This is a genomic window from Actinobacillus ureae ATCC 25976 (assembly GCF_000188255.1).
Lineage (GTDB): Bacteria > Pseudomonadota > Gammaproteobacteria > Enterobacterales > Pasteurellaceae > Actinobacillus > Actinobacillus ureae.
This window is the reverse complement of record NZ_GL831080.1, coordinates 735,825-753,372: the sequence shown is the minus strand read 5'-3', so window position 1 is coordinate 753,372 and position 17,548 is coordinate 735,825. Positions and strand designations below refer to the sequence as shown.

19 protein-coding genes and 1 pseudogene are annotated in these 17,548 nt (G+C 40.7%); 8 read left to right on the top strand and 12 right to left on the bottom strand.

Annotated elements, in window-relative coordinates; translation table 11 throughout:
* Window positions 1-38 precede the first annotated feature (38 nt).
* The 3 genes from HMPREF0027_RS03735 to gyrA form a co-directional block, all read right to left on the bottom strand.
* Window positions 39-1,199, bottom strand: a complete 1,161-nt coding sequence (locus tag HMPREF0027_RS03735; RefSeq protein WP_005622368.1) for a restriction endonuclease subunit S — start codon at window positions 1,197-1,199, stop codon at window positions 39-41.
* A gap of 84 nt (window positions 1,200-1,283) precedes the next feature.
* A complete protein-coding gene (locus HMPREF0027_RS03730; protein ID WP_044024257.1) occupies window positions 1,284-2,825 on the bottom strand; it encodes a type I restriction-modification system subunit M in 1,542 nt (513 codons plus the stop codon).
* Between the two features lie 96 nt (window positions 2,826-2,921).
* Window positions 2,922-5,609, bottom strand: a complete 2,688-nt coding sequence (gene gyrA / locus HMPREF0027_RS03725; RefSeq protein ID WP_005622366.1) for a DNA topoisomerase (ATP-hydrolyzing) subunit A — start codon at window positions 5,607-5,609, stop codon at window positions 2,922-2,924.
* Window positions 5,610-5,802: 193 nt separating this feature from the next.
* Between gyrA and ubiG the strand changes: the two genes are divergently transcribed.
* Entirely contained in the window at window positions 5,803-6,513 is a 711-nt protein-coding gene (ubiG, locus tag HMPREF0027_RS03720) for a bifunctional 2-polyprenyl-6-hydroxyphenol methylase/3-demethylubiquinol 3-O-methyltransferase UbiG (RefSeq protein ID WP_005622363.1), read from the top strand.
* Window positions 6,514-6,574: 61 nt separating this feature from the next.
* Here ubiG and HMPREF0027_RS03715 read toward each other — a convergent pair whose 3' ends face one another.
* Window positions 6,575-7,135, bottom strand: a complete 561-nt coding sequence (locus HMPREF0027_RS03715) for a YtfJ family protein (protein ID WP_005622362.1) — start codon at window positions 7,133-7,135, stop codon at window positions 6,575-6,577.
* 191 nt (window positions 7,136-7,326) lie between these two features.
* On the opposite strand from HMPREF0027_RS03715, the gene yajC reads away from it, so the two are divergent.
* The 6 genes from yajC to HMPREF0027_RS03685 all read left to right on the top strand — a co-directional run bounded on the left by yajC (window position 7,327) and on the right by HMPREF0027_RS03685 (window position 13,193).
* Window positions 7,327-7,623: a preprotein translocase subunit YajC gene (gene yajC, locus HMPREF0027_RS03710; protein WP_005597904.1), complete on the top strand. Its 297-nt coding sequence runs from the start codon at window positions 7,327-7,329 to the stop codon at window positions 7,621-7,623.
* 24 nt (window positions 7,624-7,647) lie between these two features.
* The gene (gene secD, locus HMPREF0027_RS03705) at window positions 7,648-9,495 is read left to right on the top strand and encodes a protein translocase subunit SecD (RefSeq protein WP_081456953.1); all 1,848 of its coding nucleotides are present in this window, start codon (window positions 7,648-7,650) and stop codon (window positions 9,493-9,495) included.
* A 10-nt stretch (window positions 9,496-9,505) separates the two neighbouring features.
* Window positions 9,506-10,480, top strand: a complete 975-nt coding sequence (secF, locus tag HMPREF0027_RS03700; RefSeq protein ID WP_005622360.1) for a protein translocase subunit SecF — start codon at window positions 9,506-9,508, stop codon at window positions 10,478-10,480.
* Window positions 10,481-10,638: 158 nt separating this feature from the next.
* Window positions 10,639-11,145, top strand: a complete 507-nt coding sequence (ftnA, locus tag HMPREF0027_RS03695) for a non-heme ferritin (RefSeq protein ID WP_005622359.1) — start codon at window positions 10,639-10,641, stop codon at window positions 11,143-11,145.
* Complete coding sequence (gene ftnA / locus HMPREF0027_RS03690; RefSeq protein WP_005622358.1) at window positions 11,145-11,642, top strand: non-heme ferritin; 498 nt, start codon at window positions 11,145-11,147, stop codon at window positions 11,640-11,642. Before ftnA (HMPREF0027_RS03695) ends, ftnA (HMPREF0027_RS03690) begins: the two co-directional genes overlap by 1 nt.
* Window positions 11,643-11,891: 249 nt before the next feature.
* Window positions 11,892-13,193: an NCS2 family permease gene (locus HMPREF0027_RS03685; RefSeq protein ID WP_005622357.1), complete on the top strand. Its 1,302-nt coding sequence runs from the start codon at window positions 11,892-11,894 to the stop codon at window positions 13,191-13,193.
* Between the two features lie 54 nt (window positions 13,194-13,247).
* On the opposite strand, the pseudogene HMPREF0027_RS03680 reads toward HMPREF0027_RS03685, so the two are convergent.
* Window positions 13,248-13,838 (bottom strand): annotated as a pseudogene (locus HMPREF0027_RS03680) (Maf family protein).
* 152 nt (window positions 13,839-13,990) lie between these two features.
* On the opposite strand from HMPREF0027_RS03680, the gene HMPREF0027_RS03675 reads away from it, so the two are divergent.
* Window positions 13,991-14,533, top strand: coding sequence for a carboxymuconolactone decarboxylase family protein (locus tag HMPREF0027_RS03675; protein ID WP_005622354.1), 543 nt, complete (start codon window positions 13,991-13,993; stop codon window positions 14,531-14,533).
* Between the two features lie 109 nt (window positions 14,534-14,642).
* On the opposite strand, the gene HMPREF0027_RS03670 is transcribed toward HMPREF0027_RS03675, so the two are convergent.
* The 7 genes from HMPREF0027_RS03670 to HMPREF0027_RS12445 all read right to left on the bottom strand — a co-directional run bounded on the left by HMPREF0027_RS03670 (window position 14,643) and on the right by HMPREF0027_RS12445 (window position 17,537).
* Window positions 14,643-15,149: a LysR substrate-binding domain-containing protein gene (locus HMPREF0027_RS03670; protein WP_005622353.1), complete on the bottom strand. Its 507-nt coding sequence runs from the start codon at window positions 15,147-15,149 to the stop codon at window positions 14,643-14,645.
* Window positions 15,142-15,537, bottom strand: a complete 396-nt coding sequence (locus HMPREF0027_RS03665; protein ID WP_005622352.1) for a LysR family transcriptional regulator — start codon at window positions 15,535-15,537, stop codon at window positions 15,142-15,144. The genes HMPREF0027_RS03670 and HMPREF0027_RS03665 overlap by 8 nt, the downstream gene beginning before the upstream one ends.
* Window positions 15,538-15,600: 63 nt before the next feature.
* Entirely contained in the window at window positions 15,601-16,017 is a 417-nt protein-coding gene (locus HMPREF0027_RS03660) for an ester cyclase (RefSeq protein WP_005622351.1), read from the bottom strand.
* A gap of 112 nt (window positions 16,018-16,129) precedes the next feature.
* The gene (locus HMPREF0027_RS11610) at window positions 16,130-16,924 is read right to left on the bottom strand and encodes a DsbA family protein (RefSeq protein ID WP_005622350.1); all 795 of its coding nucleotides are present in this window, start codon (window positions 16,922-16,924) and stop codon (window positions 16,130-16,132) included.
* Between the two features lie 6 nt (window positions 16,925-16,930).
* Entirely contained in the window at window positions 16,931-17,038 is a 108-nt protein-coding gene (locus HMPREF0027_RS13100; protein WP_420834417.1) for a tautomerase family protein, read from the bottom strand.
* Between the two features lie 5 nt (window positions 17,039-17,043).
* Window positions 17,044-17,274, bottom strand: a complete 231-nt coding sequence (locus tag HMPREF0027_RS03645) for a tautomerase family protein (protein WP_005622349.1) — start codon at window positions 17,272-17,274, stop codon at window positions 17,044-17,046.
* Window positions 17,274-17,537: a hypothetical protein gene (locus tag HMPREF0027_RS12445; protein ID WP_005622348.1), complete on the bottom strand. Its 264-nt coding sequence runs from the start codon at window positions 17,535-17,537 to the stop codon at window positions 17,274-17,276. The genes HMPREF0027_RS03645 and HMPREF0027_RS12445 overlap by 1 nt, the downstream gene beginning before the upstream one ends.
* Between the last annotated feature and the right edge of the window lie 11 nt (window positions 17,538-17,548).

Sequence of the window (17,548 nt, the reverse complement as noted above, 5' to 3'; positions counted from 1 at the left end):
GTTATGATTAATTGGTGGGCTGAAGCCCACCTTACGGGTTACGAGAAATTCAATAACAATTCTCTGTAATATTCATACCGCTTTTGGCTTTGTTCAATCGCTAAAGGTAATCCTTCGGTGATGGAATTAGTTAAGGTTTCAAATTTATCGAGGATTGAAACGATACGGTGTTGTTCTTTGAGTGGAGGTAGTGCTATGGGATAGTTTTTGATAATTCCTGAATTTAAATCAGCACGAGCACCTTGTCCTAAGGATTTTAGTTTTTCGTACTCTTTACAGACCCAATGAAAAACGTATCGATAATTTGCATATTCATGAGCTATTTGTAAATTACAGCAGTGCTGATTGGTTGTTAAAGCTATTTTGTTAATTGCTGAGCGACCTGCAGTTGCTCCAGAGATAGCAACTATTACACAATTTTCAGGAATCCATTTAGCTGATGAATTATTTAATCCGTCTTGAGTGATTTTTACTTCTGTATCCCATATTTCATTAAATTGAACTTCTTGAGTTCTTAACCAAGGGATGTTGCCATTATAGTATTCATCCTTAGTAGATAAAGGAGTTCCTCCAGATGATACTTTTTTACAAATTTCTCCCAAATTCCTCCACTCAAACCCAACCTTCCCAAGCTCTTCTTCACTTAACAATTTCTCCCTATAGTATTCATACTGCTTCTGGCGTAGTATAAGCTCGCTGGTAAGCTCGCTGGTAAGTGCTGTCAATGCGTCCAAAATTTTTACGATTTCGGTTTGGACGGAGAGTGGGGGGATGGGGATTGGAATTTGTTGCAGTTTAGCTTTTGTTAATTTTGCAAGTTCCTTTCCAGCTAAGAATGGAATGAAATTCATATTAGTTAAATAATGGTATAAAAAACGATTATTTAATTTTTCTTTGCCATTCACTACATGGACGTGGTTATTTGCCCAAAATTTACCTACAGCCCATTGAATAGAGTAATTTTCTAGACTAGCAGAACCATCTTCAGCAATTAATACAAATTCGCCCTCGTGAGTATATCCTTCGACATAATCTTGGATATTATTTGCACCATAATATGGAATGTTTCCTGATATTCGTAAGGATGATTTAACAGGTTTTCTTACATTATTAGCAATGTTAGCAACTTCATCTAAAGGCTTCCACTCAACTTCAGCTCCATCTAATAATTTTTCTAAAAAAGTGCGGTTATTTTTCATTGTATTTTTTATTGTTCCTCGTAGGGTGGGCTTTAGCCCACCATGTGTTATCGTAAATTGGTGGGCTAAAGCCCACCCTACATTTTATCCCTCAATCTCTGCCACAATCTTGTCAATCTCGGCACGCAAGCGGTCGATATTGGCTACAGTTTTGCGAATTTGAGCATTGAGTTCATCAATATTAATTACTTCACGAGTATCTTTTTGTTCCACATATGAACTCACCGCAAGGTTGTAGTCATTTTGGGCGATTTCTTCAATGGGAACTAATTTTGCCAAATGCGGTACATCTTCTTTATCGGCAAACAGTTTGAGAATTTGCTCAATATGTTCCTCTTCCAAAATGTTGTTATTGGTGGCGGATTTAAATAAACCGCTGGCGTCGATAAATTGGGTTTGGGTATTAGGTTTATGTTTGGAAAGCACTAGAATATTCACTGCGATACTGGTGCCAAAAAACAAATTTGGTGCAAGTGCAATCACGGTTTCCACATAGTTATTATCCACCAAATATTGACGAATTTTTTGTTCCGCACCGCCGCGATAAAAAATGCCAGGGAAGGAGACAATCGCCGCCCTGCCTTTGCCTGAAAGATAGCTTAATGCGTGTAAAATAAAGGCAAAATCCGCTTTGGATTTTGGTGCAAGTACGCCAGCAGGGGCGAAGCGTTCATCGTTAATCAATGTGGGATCGTCGGAGCCAACCCATTTCACGGAGTAAGGCGGGTTAGAAACGATGGCATCGAAAGGTTTATCATCGCCAAATTGCGGATTCATTAAGGTGTTGCCAAGGGCGATATCAAACTTGTCGTAGTTGATGTTATGCAAAAACATATTCATACGGGCAAGGTTATAAGTGGTGTGATTAATTTCCTGCCCGAAGAATCCTTCTTCAATGATATGTTCATCAAATTGTTTTTTCGCTTGCAATAATAAAGAACCCGAACCAGCAGCAGGGTCATAAATTTTATTGACCTTGTCTTGTCCGTATAAAGCCAGTCGAGCAATTAGCTTGGAAACGCATTGTGGTGTAAAGAACTCGCCACCTGATTTACCAGCATTAGCAGCATAGTTGGAAATTAAAAACTCGTAAGCATCACCGAATAAATCAATATGATTATCTTCAAAGTCACCAAAATCTAACTCGGCAACGCCTTTTAATACAGCGGCTAGACGGCTGTTTTTATCGGCAACGGTATTGCCCAGACGGTTGCTGGTGGTATCAAAATCAGCAAATAAGCCTTTGATGTCCTGTTCGGAAGGATAGCCAGTAGCGGAGTTTTCAATATCGCTAAAAATTTGTTTAAGTTCAGAATTAAGGTTTGGATTGGTGTTCGCAGTCGCCACTACGTTTTTGAATAGCTGACTTGGATAAATAAAATACCCTTTGGTTTTTATGGCATCCGTTTTGATTTCAGGTGTGATGATTTCATCAGGCAATTTAGCGTAATTCACGCTTTCATCGCCCGCTTCAATGTAATTGGCAAAATTTTCGCTAATAAAACGGTAAAAAAGTGTGCCAAGCACATATTGTTTGAAATCCCAGCCATCGACCGAGCCTCGAACATCATTAGCAATTTGCCAAATACGGCGTTGAAGTTCTGCTCTTTGTTGAATTGCTGTCATGTTATTTTCCTTTCTCTTCTGATAATCAAAAGCGGTCGGATTTTTGCAGAATTTTACCAAAATCCGACTGCTTGTTTAGGGTCTTACGCCCTTTGTTTAGGCTTCTGTTGAAGTTTCTGTGCTTTCTACGTTGTCTAACGCTTCGCTGTTTTCGTCTTCATCATGTTCACAGACTCGTTCTACGCTTACTACGCTTTCATCATCTGCGGTGCGGATAATGCGGACGCCTTGGGTGTTACGACCAACGAGGCTGACTTCTGCTACTCGGGTACGCACTAGCGTTCCGGCATCGGTAATCAACATAATTTGATCCGCTTTTTCAACTTGAACCGCCGCAACCACTTTACCGTTACGCTCGTTCACTTTGATAGAAACTACACCTTTAGTTGCACGAGATTTAACCGGATATTCACCAATCACGGTACGTTTACCGAAACCGTTTTGCGTTACCGTTAGAATATCGCCTTCCGTACGAGGAATCACAAGTGAAACCACACGGTCGGTATCAAGACTTACTGAAGACTCATCCGCTTCTTCGTTTTCAATTTCTACGATTTCCGCATCTTCAATTTCTTCACTTGAAATTTCTGTCGTAGCAAGTTTAATGCCTCGAACACCTGTTGCGGTACGTCCCATTGCACGCACCGCTTTTTCTGCGAAACGTACCACTCGACCTTGCGCCGAGAACAACATAATCTCGCTCTCGCCATCGGTAATATCAACGCCGATTAACTCATCGCCTTCGCGAAGTTTTAATGCAATTAGACCACTTGAACGCACGTTGCTGAACGCATCTAAACTTACTTTCTTCACTACACCGCTTGCGGTTGCCATAAAGATAAATTTATCCGCACTAAACTCACCGTTCGGAATCGGTAAAATCGCAGTGATACGCTCGTTTTCTTCTTTCACTAACGGCAGAATGTTTACGATTGGTGTGCCACGTGCACCACGACTTGCTTGCGGTAATTGATACACTTTTAATTGATATAAACGACCACGGCTTGAGAAACATAAAATCGTATCGTGGGTATTCACCACTAATAATTTCTCGATGAAATCGTCTTCTTTCATCTTAGTCGCAGATTTACCTTTACCGCCACGACGTTGTGCTTCGTAATCTGAAAGCGGTTGGTATTTCACATAACCTGCGTGAGAAAGTGTGACTACCACGTCTTCTTGAGCAATTAAATCTTCCATATTGATATCGCCCGAAGCCGCTGTAATTTCGGTACGACGTTCGTCACCGAATTCTGCTTTCACTTTTTCTAATTCTTCACGAATCACTTCCATTAAGCGTTCTGCGCTGCTTAGAATATGTAATAATTCGCCGATTTCAGTGAGCAATGCTCTATATTCATCAACGATTTTTTCATGCTCTAAACCGGTTAAACGGTGTAAACGTAATTCTAAAATCGCTCGAGCTTGTGCTTCAGAAAGATAGTATTGACCGTCACGTACGCCTAAGTTTTCCGGTAAATCTTCCGGACGTGATGCATCTACGCCGGCAGCTTCTAACATTGGTGCAACATTACCCAATGCCCACGCACGCGCTAATAAACCTTCACGCGCTTCATCCGCTGTTTTTGAGTTACGGATTAATTCGATAACAGGATCGATATTGGCTAACGCAATCGCCAAACCTTCTAAGATATGCGCACGCTCACGCGCTTTGCGTAACTCAAAAATGGTACGGCGTGTCACCACTTCACGGCGGTGTTTCACGAATGCTTCGATAATTTGTTTTAGGTTCAATACTTTCGGCTGACCGTGATCAAGCGCAACCATATTGATACCAAACGTTACTTGCATTTGAGTTAATGAGTAAAGGTGATTTAAGACCACTTCGCCCACTGCATCACGTTTTACTTCAATAACGATTGAGATACCTTTTTTGTCCGAGTGATCTTGAATACCGCTAATGCCTTCGATTTTCTTGTCTTTCACTAACTCGGCAATTTTCTCGATCAGTTTCGCTTTGTTTACTTGATATGGAAGCTCAGTAACAATAATTTGCTCACGACCTTTTTCCGTGGTTTCTACGCTTGCTTTAGCACGCACGTAAACTTTACCACGACCGGTACGATATGCTTCTTCGATCCCTTTACGACCGTTAATAATCGCCCCTGTCGGGAAATCCGGTCCTGGGATAAAACGCATTAATTCTTCAATCGAAATTTCTTCGTTTTCAATATAGGCTAAACAACCGTCCAACACTTCATTTAAGTTGTGCGGTGGAATATTGGTCGCCATACCAACCGCAATACCGGATGAACCGTTTACTAATAACGCAGGGATTTTGGTCGGTAACACGTCCGGAATCATCTCTTTACCGTCATAGTTCGGCGAGTAATCCACGGTTTCTTTATCTAAGTCCGTTAATAATTCCTGCGTAATTTTTTGCATACGCACTTCGGTATAACGCATCGCCGCCGGCGCATCGCCGTCAATCGAACCAAAGTTACCTTGACCGTCAACCAACATATAACGAAGTGAGAACGGCTGTGCCATACGTACAATGGTGTCATACACAGCAGAATCACCGTGCGGATGGTATTTACCGATTACGTCACCCACCACACGTGCAGATTTTACGTGCGAGCGGTTAAACGTATTGCTGTTTTGATCCATTGAGAATAACACGCGGCGGTGTACCGGTTTTAAACCATCACGCACATCGGGTAGCGCACGTCCGACAATAACAGACATCGCATAGTCGAGATAAGACGTTTTTAACTCGTCTTCGATACTGACGGGGGTAATATCTTTGGCTAATTCGCTCATTGAAATTTCCTAATCACGTTTATAAAAAAGATTGCCCCAAACTACTTGGAAAGTAGAGGGCGAAAAATTCGAGCGATTATAGCATAAAAAACAGTTGAAAGTTGAAAATTGAAAGTTGAAAATGTAAGGAAGCGGTCAAATTTGCTATTTATTTTGCAATTTGACTTTTCTATTCATCTTTCCAGAGGCCGTAATGCGTAATATTGACCAACAAGAACTTGATAAATTTGAAAAAATGGCAGCCACTTGGTGGGATCCGAACGGTAGTTTTAAACCGATTCATCTGCTCAATCCGTTACGCTTAGACTATATTCAACAAAAATCAAACGGTTTATTTGGCAAAAAGGTGCTGGATGTCGGCTGTGGAGGTGGCATTTTAAGTGAAGCGATGGCAAGAGCTGGTGCCAATGTTACCGGTATTGATATGACGACCGAACCGCTTGAAATTGCACGTAAACACGCCGAAGAAAGCGGCTTAACCATTGATTACCAACAAGCTACAATTGAAGATTTTGTGCAAAATCAGACCGCTTGTCATGCCGAGAAATTCGATGTGATTACTTGTATGGAAATGTTGGAACACGTGCCTGATCCGCTTTCTATTATTCAGAGTTGTAAAGCATTGCTTAAACCGAACGGCGTACTGTTTTTCTCCACAATTAACCGCACGTTTAAGGCTTATATGCTAGTCATTATTGGGGCAGAATATGTCCTAAAAATATTGCCGAAAGGTACGCATGAATTTGAAAAATTTATCAAACCGGCAGAATTATTGAATTGGTGCGATCAAGCAGAACTTCACTGCCAAGAAATGAAAGGTTATCATTTTAATCCTCTAACTGAAAAATTTTGGTTAAACAATGATGTAAGCTGCAATTATATTGCGTTCTTAACCGCCAAATAAGCGGTCAAATTTCCATAATTTTCTGCAACAAAAAAGGGCGTTCCATAACGCCCTTAGTTTTTTATTTGGTAGTTAATTGTTTAACTAAATCAATCACTTGCTTAATTTGTGTTGGAGATAATTTACCTTCCGAAACAAATTGTACTTTACCCGTTTTATCTAATACTGCGATAAAACTTTCTTTCGCTTTTAAACCCCACGCATTTTTTACACTACCGTTTTGGTCTAATACCACTTGGCTGTGCGAATTTTCAATTTTACCGTCTTCAACGCTATTTTTTACAAACACACCAGTGCCAACAATCGCATCATCCGCATTCACAATGGTGACAGTTTGATATTTAGTACGATCAAAACCTGCCGATTTAATTGCTTCAATCAGAACTTTATTTTTATCTTTTACGCTGCTTCTGCCGGCAAAGTGATGAACCACTCGCACTTTACCGTTTAAGTTTGATGACTGCCAGTTTTTATAACTTACTTTGTTACCATTCAACGTTAATTCGCCATCTTTCATAACCGTAACGCTCGGTAATGCCGCATTGAGTTGTACATTATGCGCAAAAGCGACATTCGCAAATAAAAGTGAAGAAAGTACGGCCAATTTAAAAGAATTTTTCATTATTTTTCCTTTGTGAGTTGAATTTTATGAAATTTAACGCAATATTCGAATCTTACTGTAAAAAGAAAATCTTGGCACTAACATTTTCCTCTCGTTAAATACTTGATTATATGCTATTTTAACCACCAAATTTCCCATTTATGTGGGAAATTTATCTTTTAAACACTAACCTATTGATTTAAGGAGCTTTTATGCAACAAGGCGGCGGATTAGAAATGATCGTAATTTTAGCGGTATTCGGTCTTATTTTTTACTTTATGATTTATCGCCCACAAGCGAAACGCCAAAAACAACAACGTGATTTACTTTCTAACCTTGCAAAAGGTGATGAAGTATTAACAAACGGCGGCTTAATCGGTCGTATCACTAAAGTAAGTGCGGAAAACGAAAACATCGTTATCGCATTAAACGATACAACTGAAGTGGTGATTTCTCGTAACTATGTTGTTGCGGTATTACCAAAAGGTCAAATGAAAGCCCTTTCTTAATTTTCCTATCTTAGGGGATTTATTGTGTTAAATCGTTTCCCATTATGGAAGAACCTGATGGTTATCATCGTGATACTCATCGGTGGTTTATACGCTCTTCCAAATTTATACGGCGAAGATCCCTCAGTACAAATTTCAGGTACGCGAGGTCAAGAAGCCACGAGCGAAACGCTCGCTCAAGTTCAGGGAACATTGTCATCAATGAATATCACACCGAAATCAGCCGTTCTTGAGAACGGCTCGATTTTAGTTCGACTTGAAAATGATGAACAACAATTACCTGCCAAAGAAAAAATTTCTGATGTCTTAGGTGACAAATTCTCTGTTGCACTAAACCTTGCGCCGGCAACACCAAGTTGGTTAACCGATATCGGCGGTAGCCCAATGAAACGAGGCTTAGACCTACGTGGCGGTGTGCGCTTCCTAATGGAAGTGGATATGAATACGGCGTTAACAAAACAACAAGAGAGTTTACAAGACAGCTTACGCAGTGAATTACGTAAAGAAAAATTACAGTATAAAGCGGTTAAAAAAGGCGAAAATTTTGCAACTGTAATTGAATTTGCCGATGCGGATACGGCTGAAAAAGCAGCTCGTTTTGTACGCCGTCAGCATACTTCGCTCGAAGCCTCATTTATTGATACGACTACCGTATCATTTGCACCTTCCGCAGAAGGCTTATCTGCTTCTCGCGATACAGCAATCGAACAAAACTTATCGATCTTACGTAAACGTGTGGAAGAACTAGGTGTTTCTGAGCCAACTATTCAACGTCAAGGTGCAGACCGTATCGTAGTTGAATTGCCGGGTGTACAAGATACTGCTCGTGCTAAAGAACTTCTTGGTGCAACTGCAACGCTTGAGTTTCGCTTAGTGAATGCCAAGGCAAGCCCTGAATCTGCTGCTCGAGGTATTGTACCTGCCGACTCAGAATTAAAATTCAGCCGTGATGGCGGCGCTGTTGTATTACGCCGTAAACCGTCTTTAGGCGGTGAACATATTATCGATGCGACATCAGGTAAAGATGAACGCGGTTTACCGCAAGTAAGCATTAACCTTGATGCGGAAGGCGGTCATATGATGGCGGAAATTACCAAAAGTGCAGTAGGCAAACCGATGGCGACCCTTTACAGCGAGTTTAAAGACTCTGGTCGTAAAGATGCAAAAGGTAAAGTAATCTTAGAAAAACACGAAGAAGTGATTAATGTGGCAACCATTAATTCACGTCTTGGCAGCCAATTCCAAATTACCGGTATTAACTCACCGGCAGAAGCACAAAACCTTGCGGTTCTTTTACGTTCAGGTGCGTTAATAGCGCCGATTGTCATCGTAGAGGAACGTACTATCGGTGCTTCATTAGGTGCGGATAACGTTGCAAAAGGGATGGAAGCCGGTATGTATGGCTTAATCTTAACCATCGCATTCTGTTTAATTTACTATAAAGTGTTCGGGCTTTTTGCCGCAGCGGCGCTTACTGTAAATATGGTATTAACCATCGGCTTAATGTCATTAATTGGCGCAACACTCACCATGCCGGGGATCGCCGGTATCGTACTTGCGGTAGGTATGTCAGTGGATGCTAACGTGTTAATTTACGAGCGTATTAAAGAAGAATTGCGCAACGGGCGTTCAGTTCAACAAGCAATTCACGAAGGTTACAATGGAGCCTTCACTTCGATTTTCGACTCAAACTTAACCACGATTTTAACCTCTTTAGTGTTATATGCAGTGGGTACAGGCCCAGTAAAAGGCTTCGCAATTACCCTTGCACTTGGGGTAATGATTTCAATGTTCACCGCAATTACTGGTACTCGTATGCTTGTTAACTGGGTGTACGGCGGCAATAAACGTGTGAAAAAACTTTGGATTTAAGGTGGAATAAATGGCAACTATGCAAACAGAAAAAGATGCGTCGGAAATTAAACTGCCGTACAAACTTGTTCCATTTATGAAATATCGTTATGTCGGTTTCGTCTTTTCATTAGTCGTCACCGCATTATGTATTTTCTCTATCGTCACCAAAGGGTTTAACTGGGGTTTAGATTTTACCGGTGGTACGGTAATCGAAACCACCTTCTCACAACCTGCCGATTTAGGCAAAGTACGCGGTTTATTGGAACAAAACGGTTATGGTAATGCGTTAGTGCAAACCACCGGCAGCCAAAAAGAGCTGATGATTCGCTTACCGGCATCTGCGGGGGATATGTCTTTAGGTAACAAGATTATGGATCTTGTACATCAAGATTTAGACCCTTCGGCAACGATTAAAAGTGTTGAATTCGTAGGACCTAATGTGGGTGAAGAACTTACTCAAGGTGCAATTTGGGCAACGCTTGCAACGCTCGGTATGTTATTGCTTTACGTTGGTACTCGTTTCGAAATTCGTTTAGCGATCGGCGGTATTCTAGCGTTATTCCACGACGTATTGGTAACTATCGGTATTTTCTCATTCTTACAGATCGAGATTGACCTAACCTTCGTGGCAGCAATTCTTTCCGTAGTAGGTTATTCATTGAATGACTCTATCGTAGTGTTTGACCGTGTACGTGAAAACTTTAGTAAAATTCGTCGTGTAAGTTCACAAGAAGTGATTGATATTTCATTAAGTCAAACGCTTTCAAGAACCTTAATGACCTCAGTAACAACGTTATTCGTAGTTGCTTCATTATATTGGTTCGGGGGCCCAACGATTCATAGCTTCTCACTCGCATTATTGATTGGTATCGGCTTCGGTACTTACTCATCAATTTATATTGCGATTGGTGTCGCATTACAACTTGGTTTAAATCGTGAACACATGGTAAAACCGGTTGTAGAAAAAGAAGGTGCAGACCAACAAGCATTTGTTGATTACTAATTACTAAGAGGGATAGTTTCTTAGCAAATTATCGTGTATAATTAACGCAATTATTCAAAGGGGTGGAAATTTTTCCGCCCCTTTGTCGTATCTGGATTTCGTAATGAAATTAGCTCTCATTATTTAACAAATTTTTAATATTGGATTAGAGGTAAAAAATGTTACAACAAAAAATCATTGATAAACTCAATGAACAAATTAACTTAGAGTTCTACTCTTCGAACGTCTATTTACAAATGTCAGCATGGTGCTCAAAAAACGGTTTTGCCGGTGCGGCAAACTTCTTACTTCATCATGCAGATGAAGAATTAGAACATATGCAAAAATTATTTAACTATGTAAGTGAAACTGGCGGCTTACCGTTACTCGGTAAAATTGAAGCGCCTCGTAAAGAATATGCTTCACTAAAAGAGTTATTTGATGAAGTGCTTGCGCATGAAAAACACGTTACTGCAAAAATCAATGAATTAGTTGAAGTGACATTCGCTGCAAAAGATTATTCTACCTTCAACTTCTTACAATGGTATGTTGCAGAACAACATGAAGAAGAAAAATTATTCGGTGAAATTTTAGACAAATTTGCAGTGGCAGGCGAAGGCAATAAATCACTTTACTTCATCGATAAAGACTTAGAAACTTTAGATCACGAACAAGGAGCTGCATAATGTTATCACCTGCAATTATTAAACAATTAAACGACCAATTAAATTTAGAATTTTATTCTTCAAATGTTTATTTGCAAATGTCGGCATGGGCGGATAACAACGGTTTCCCTGGTGCGGCAAAATTCTTAAAAGCGCACGCAACCGAAGAAATGGAACATATGCGCCGCTTATTCACTTATTTAAATGAAACCGGTTCATTAGCAGAAATTTATGCGATTGAAGCGCCGCAAGCCGAATACGATTCGTTAAAATCTTTATTTAAAATCGTATTAGAACACGAAAAACACGTAACGGATTCAATCAACAAATTAGTGGAAGTGACTTTTGAAGCAAAAGATTACTCATCGTTTAACTTCTTACAATGGTATGTTGCCGAACAACACGAAGAAGAATTCTTATTTAATTCAATTTTAAATAAATTCAAACTGTTAGGCGAAGACGGCAAAGCGTTATATTACATTGATAAAGATCTAGAACAACTCGCTTCAGCTCACTAATTAAGCTCTTTACAAGCGGTCAAATTTCCCAAAAATTTTGCAACTTGTGACCTCAGAATACACGGACTTCATGGAATCTTTCGTGAAGTCCTCTCTTTTTAAGAGGAATTTGCAAATTTTTAAGAAAATCAGACCGCTTATTTAGCGGATCTTAAGCAAACGTTTGCCTAACCGTTTGCTTATTGAGTCCGACTTATGTAAAATTCGCCCCTTAAAATTTTTATTCTAGTTATTTGAGGTTTTCATTTTATGTCTTTGTTTAAGTTTGAAGAACGTGGCACCAATACTCGCCAAGAAATTATTGCGGGCTTAACCACATTCTTAGCGATGGTATATTCGGTAATTGTCGTACCGGGAATGTTAAGCCAAGCAGGTTTTCCGGCTGAATCGGTATTTATCGCAACCTGTTTAGTATCAGGCTTAGGCTCAATTTTAATCGGCTTATGGGCAAATGCGCCAATGGCGATTGGCTGTGCGATTTCTTTAACCGCATTTACCGCATTCAGCTTAGTGCTTGGTCAAGGAATCTCGATTCCGATTGCACTCGGTGCAATTTTCCTAATGGGGGTATTATTCACTCTCATTTCAGTGACCGGCATCCGCGCGTGGATTTTACGTAACCTGCCGGCAAGCATTGCACACGGTGCAGGTATCGGTATCGGTTTATTTTTACTACTAATCGCAGCGAATGGCGTGGGCTTAGTGGTTGGCAATCAAGCAGGTTTACCGGTAAAAATGGGCGATTTCACCTCATTCCCGGTAATTATGGCTTTACTTGGCTTAGCCGCAATTATCGGTTTAGAGCGTTTAAAAGTTAAAGGCAGCATTTTATGGGTGATCATTGTGATCACAATCATCGGTTTAGTGTTTGACCCGAAAGTAAAATATGCCGATTTCTTCAAAATGCCTAGCTTTGGAGAAAATTCTCAATTCTTAAATCTTGATGTAATGGGTGCGTTAAATACTGCGATTTTACCTGTCGTATTTGCGTTAGTGATGACGGCGATTTTTGACGCAACCGGTACAATTCGTGCGGTAGCGGGACAAGCGAATTTATTAGATAAAGACGGTCAGATTATTAACGGTGATAAGGCGCTAACTTCAGACTCATTAGGCTCTGTACTTTCCGGTTTATTCGGTACAGCACCGGCAGCGGTTTATATTGAATCAGCAGCAGGTACGGCGGTAGGCGGTAAAACCGGTTTAACGGCAGTAGTTGTCGGTATCGGTTTCTTATTAATGTTATTTTTCCAACCGCTTGCGTTCTTAGTACCGGGTTATGCAACAGCGCCAGCATTAATGTACGTCGGCTTATTAATGTTAAGTAACGTTTCAAAACTGGATTTCGATGATTTCGTCGGCGCAATGTCAGGCTTAGTTTGTGCGGTATTTATTGTATTAACTGCTAATATCGTCACCGGTATTATGCTTGGTTTTGCCGCATTAGTGATCGGTCGTATCATTTCGGGCGAATTCAAAAAACTCAACGTAGGTACGGTAATCATTGCGATTGCATTAGTTGCTTTCTACGCATTTGAATTAGCAATTTAATTCGAAAAAAGACCGCTTGTTGGCTCTGTTCAAGGTTACAAGCGGTCTAATTTTTTAAAAAATTTGCAAATCAAATTGCTTCAATAATTCGGCAGTTTCAAACACCGGTAACCCCATCACACCGGTAAAACTCCCCGACAATCTCTCGACAAATACCCCACCAAACTGCTGAATACCGTAAGCACCGGCTTTATCCATCGGCTCACCAGTCGCAATATAAGGGTGAATTTCAGCATCGATTAATCTTCTAAAACTCACCTCACTGGTATGTAAACATTCCACTTCTTTACCTTGATAACTAATGTAAACAGCGGTAAATACTTGGTGCGTTCTGCCCGATAACATTTTTAGTATCGCAAAAGCGTCTTGTTCATCTTTCGGTTTACCGAGAATTTTGCCGTCAATTGAAACCGTTGTATCCGCAGTAAGTATCGGGTGTTCTGCAAGATTTTCCGCAATTCTAACCGCTTGTGCCGCTTGGTTTTTCTACTTGGCAATCCGTAGGCAATACTCATCCGCTTTTTCATCTGCTTGCGGCGATTCATCAATTTCACTCGATAAACGAAGCAAATCTAAGCCTAAATTTTGTAACAATTCCCAGCGGCGCGGGCTATTTGATGCAAGGTAAATATGTTTATTTTTCATTATCGTCAATCCTTTCTCTCATTCGTTATAGAAGTTTTTGTTATATAAAATAGGTATTTATATGCATAAAATGTTAAAAAATCTTTGCGTTTAAGGGAGTTTAACCTTTATCATTCAACAAAATAGATTACTCCCTATAAGGAACTTATAATATGTCAAAATTTCAAATTCATACGATTGAAACCGCACCGGAAGCAGCACAAGAAGCATTAAAAGCAGTCCAACAAGCCAACGGTTTTATTCCAAATTTAATCGGCGTATTAGCTAATGCTCCAACTGCATTAGAAACTTATCGTACGGTAGGTGGTATTAATGGTCGTAACAGCTTAACACCGCTTGAGCGTGAAGTGGTACAAATTACGGCAGCAGCAGTTAACGGTTGCGGATTCTGTGTTGCCGGTCATACTAAAATTTCTTTAAAAGCGTTAAACGCACCAAAAGAAATCGTTGATCAAATTCGAGCAACCGCACGTATTTCAGATCCGAAATTAGATACGTTAGCACGTTTCACACTTGCGGTAATGCTACAAAAAGCAAAATTAACCGAAGCACAACTTAATGAATTCTTTGCTGCCGGTTATAACCAACAAAATGCGATTGATGTGATTTTAGGCGTGAGCTTAGCGACATTATGTAACTACGTGAACAATATCGCTGAAACCCCAATCAACCCAGAATTACAAGCGTTTGCTTAATCTTCATAAGGTGCGCGGTGTCGCACTTTTTTCTTTTCTATTTCTAAACCAAATGCCTCAGCTAAAAAGTAAAGCAATGATCTGCTCAATTATTAGTTTGAGCGACTGATTATTCATTCCATTCTAATGCCATGAGCCACTCAATAAACACCGCTAAACGCTTTGGAATAAATTGGCGTTGAGGGTAAATAATCCAAAGTGGGCGAGTTGGAGTTTGCACCTCTGTCAAAATCGGTACAAGCTCACCACGAGCTAAGTAAGGGCGAAGTAACAGATCAGGCATTTGCACAATGCCAAGCCCTGAAAGTGCGGTAAATAATAGAGCGTTTGAGTCATTTACTTGTGTAGCGTGGGTGTTTTTGAATTGTTCTACTTCCTCTGACTGCCCAAGAAATTTCCACGGCATAATTTTCCCCTGCTGGCCTGAAACATAATGTACAACGTGATGCTGTGCTAAATCTGCCAAAGTTTCAGGCATGCCATGTAGAGCAAGATAGTTTGGCGATGCGCAAGTTTGCATTGCTACATTGGCTAAACGGCAAGCGATATAGCTGGCATCAGCCAGCTCGCCTAAGCGAATGGTGCAATCTAAACCGTCATTAACTAAGTTACTCAAACTGATCGCTTACCGTGATCACCAGCTGGATTTCCGGATACAAGCGTTGAAAATCGGGCAATTTAGCAATCACAAAAGGGGCGACAACAGTCGGCATTTCAATACGTAATTTGCCTTTTGCTTGCTGGCTCACGCCTGATAAATCCTGAAATGTTTCCTCTAACTCGGCTAATAAAAATTGCGCTTTTTCATAAAAGGCTTCGCCTTCTGCTGTTAATTTTAGGCTACGAGTCGTGCGGTTAAGCAGGCGTAAACCAAGCTGATTTTCCAAATACTTCACCGCTTTGGAAACTGCGGAAACGTGCAGATTTAGCTGATCTGCCGCTTTAGAAAAACTACCTGTTTCCACCACGTGGGTAAAAACTTGCAAGGTTTGGACTCTGTCCATTTTGTGTTCTCTTTTGCAAAAAAATTACAAATTATGACCGCTTATATGTAAATATTTTGCACTTTATGATAACAACCCAATTGCACGCACAATGCCAATCATTCCTTCTGCTGCAATGTCGCTAATGATTTTTCCTTGGGGATTAAATGTATAAAAATTCATTACTCTAATCGAAAAGTGTTTACCCGTGGCGGGAATGCCCATAAATTCGTGCTGATGGGTGCCGCTACAAGTCCAACGCACCGCACTTTTGTGATCTTGAACAATCGTTTCTTCCTTTTTCCATTGCACATCTGGAAAACTCGCACGCATTAAATTCACTACCGCCAAAAAGCCAGTTGCGCCATAAATAGGATCAGGCGAAACGGGCGTGTAAAAAGGGGCGGTTTCATCGACTAATTCATTTAATAACTTTTCATCTGCGGTGTTAATTGCCGTTTCTAAACGGGTAATTAGGGCATTAAGATCCAATTGGGACATAACAACTCCTTAAAATAATGGATTTAGTGTTTAGGCATTATCTAAAAATTTATAAACTGATACAACTTTTTATCCCCTATACAAATGATGCCTGTAAAAACCACCCATTCAACTATTCCATTTCCCCACGCTTTTCAAAGTCCGCCAAAACTGACCGCACTTCTACTTCACTAACATTGAAAGCATATTGCAACTCAATCAGCGAAATCACAGGGTGCTTAGCGAGTAATGCCGAGAGCGTTTTTGGGGTAAATTTTGGGGCTTGGGGTTGCAATTTGCCGTCTGAAATTTGGCGGATAATTTGTGTAAATTGAGCGAAATTCAGCACGCCATTTGCCAATAGCTTTTTCCCTTCAAATTCAAACAGATAGGCAGGTAAGCCACGCACACCTAAGCGATCTTTCAACGCAAAATCATGTTCTAATTGTGCTTGGACTGAACCGTCTTGAAAATGGCGTAAAAACAGCGCTTCATCAATGCCAACCGCTCGCACAACCTCTAAAATCTCGTTTAAATCATTGGTTGGGCGAACTTCCACAATGGTGGCGTATCGCAAGCGGTATAAAAAAGCGTCTGCTTTGCAACTATCCGCCAACTGTACCGCTTTATATGCTAAATTTAACGGCAGGGACGAAGGGCGTTCAGCGGTAAATAAATTGAGATTCGGCATTGAAATCGGCAAGCCTGAAATCGCCTGTTCCGCCTCGTAAATGCGAGCAAGGCGGGCGTTATATTCGGCTAGGGTTCCATTCGGCAGTAGCCAGTCAGCGACATTTCGCACCAAACCGCCCATTACATAGGCAAATTGAAGTTGATGGGGAAAATAGGTTTCTAACTGGCGTAAGAACGGCTCGCTTTCGTAGGAAAGCCCCATCATCGGATCGGTAAAGACAGTTATTTTCAGCATATTTTGTTACTCAAGATAAAACCCATTCACGCCCCACGCCTGAATGTCGTCAAATTGGAGATACACATTTTCGGGCGGAATCGGCAAAATTTCTGCTACTTGTTGAGTGAGCATAGCCGTCAATCTTGATAGCCCAAATGCTGTGGGTTGGCAAACAAGCTCAACTTGATAAACGCCATTGGTGGCTGACCGCCACGAAGCCACATTCGGGCGTTGTCTTGCAATTCCATCATCAACACCGCCTCCGATTTATTTGGTACTAACGCAATCGCCTTGCCGAAAGCGGTTTTTAGCTTAGCTTCTTGTTCTAGCGAAATCGTTACATTCGTCTTTAAAAATAGAAATGTCATTAAATCCCCCAAGTTGTCAGCAGATCACGGATTTTATCCGCCAGTTCTTGCTCTTTTTGCTGATAAGTATGCCCTGTGTTTTCGATAAAAATCAGCTCGTTTGCTTGGCTATTCGTGAAGTGAGCATTGATATTGCGTAAAAAACCACTTGGATCACCATAAGTAAAACGGTCAAGCGTACCGATTAACAAAGCTCCCGAATGGGAAATGTTTTCCACTTGAGAAAAATCGCCATCTGTTTCCACGTGGACATTATTCAGCAACGGGCTATACA

Bases quoted from the DNA above. Each gene is read 5' to 3' on its own strand.
- HMPREF0027_RS03660 (WP_005622351.1), bottom strand. From the start codon at position 16,017: ATGTCCCAATTGGATCTTAATGCCCTAATTACCCGTTTAGAAACGGCA.
- secF (WP_005622360.1), top strand. From the start codon at position 9,506: ATGGCAACTATGCAAACAGAAAAAGATGCGTCGGAAATTAAACTGCCG.
- ubiG (WP_005622363.1), top strand. From the start codon at position 5,803: ATGCGTAATATTGACCAACAAGAACTTGATAAATTTGAAAAAATGGCA.
- ftnA (WP_005622358.1), top strand. From the start codon at position 11,145: ATGTTATCACCTGCAATTATTAAACAATTAAACGACCAATTAAATTTA.
- ftnA (WP_005622359.1), top strand. From the start codon at position 10,639: ATGTTACAACAAAAAATCATTGATAAACTCAATGAACAAATTAACTTA.
- yajC (WP_005597904.1), top strand. From the start codon at position 7,327: ATGCAACAAGGCGGCGGATTAGAAATGATCGTAATTTTAGCGGTATTC.
- HMPREF0027_RS11610 (WP_005622350.1), bottom strand. From the start codon at position 16,924: ATGCTGAAAATAACTGTCTTTACCGATCCGATGATGGGGCTTTCCTAC.
- HMPREF0027_RS03685 (WP_005622357.1), top strand. From the start codon at position 11,892: ATGTCTTTGTTTAAGTTTGAAGAACGTGGCACCAATACTCGCCAAGAA.
- HMPREF0027_RS03730 (WP_044024257.1), bottom strand. From the start codon at position 2,825: ATGACAGCAATTCAACAAAGAGCAGAACTTCAACGCCGTATTTGGCAA.
- HMPREF0027_RS13100 (WP_420834417.1), bottom strand. From the start codon at position 17,038: ATGCTCACTCAACAAGTAGCAGAAATTTTGCCGATTCCGCCCGAAAAT.
- HMPREF0027_RS03645 (WP_005622349.1), bottom strand. From the start codon at position 17,274: ATGACATTTCTATTTTTAAAGACGAATGTAACGATTTCGCTAGAACAA.
- HMPREF0027_RS03735 (WP_005622368.1), bottom strand. From the start codon at position 1,199: ATGAAAAATAACCGCACTTTTTTAGAAAAATTATTAGATGGAGCTGAA.
- HMPREF0027_RS03675 (WP_005622354.1), top strand. From the start codon at position 13,991: ATGTCAAAATTTCAAATTCATACGATTGAAACCGCACCGGAAGCAGCA.
- HMPREF0027_RS03715 (WP_005622362.1), bottom strand. From the start codon at position 7,135: ATGAAAAATTCTTTTAAATTGGCCGTACTTTCTTCACTTTTATTTGCG.
- gyrA (WP_005622366.1), bottom strand. From the start codon at position 5,609: ATGAGCGAATTAGCCAAAGATATTACCCCCGTCAGTATCGAAGACGAG.
- HMPREF0027_RS03665 (WP_005622352.1), bottom strand. From the start codon at position 15,537: ATGGACAGAGTCCAAACCTTGCAAGTTTTTACCCACGTGGTGGAAACA.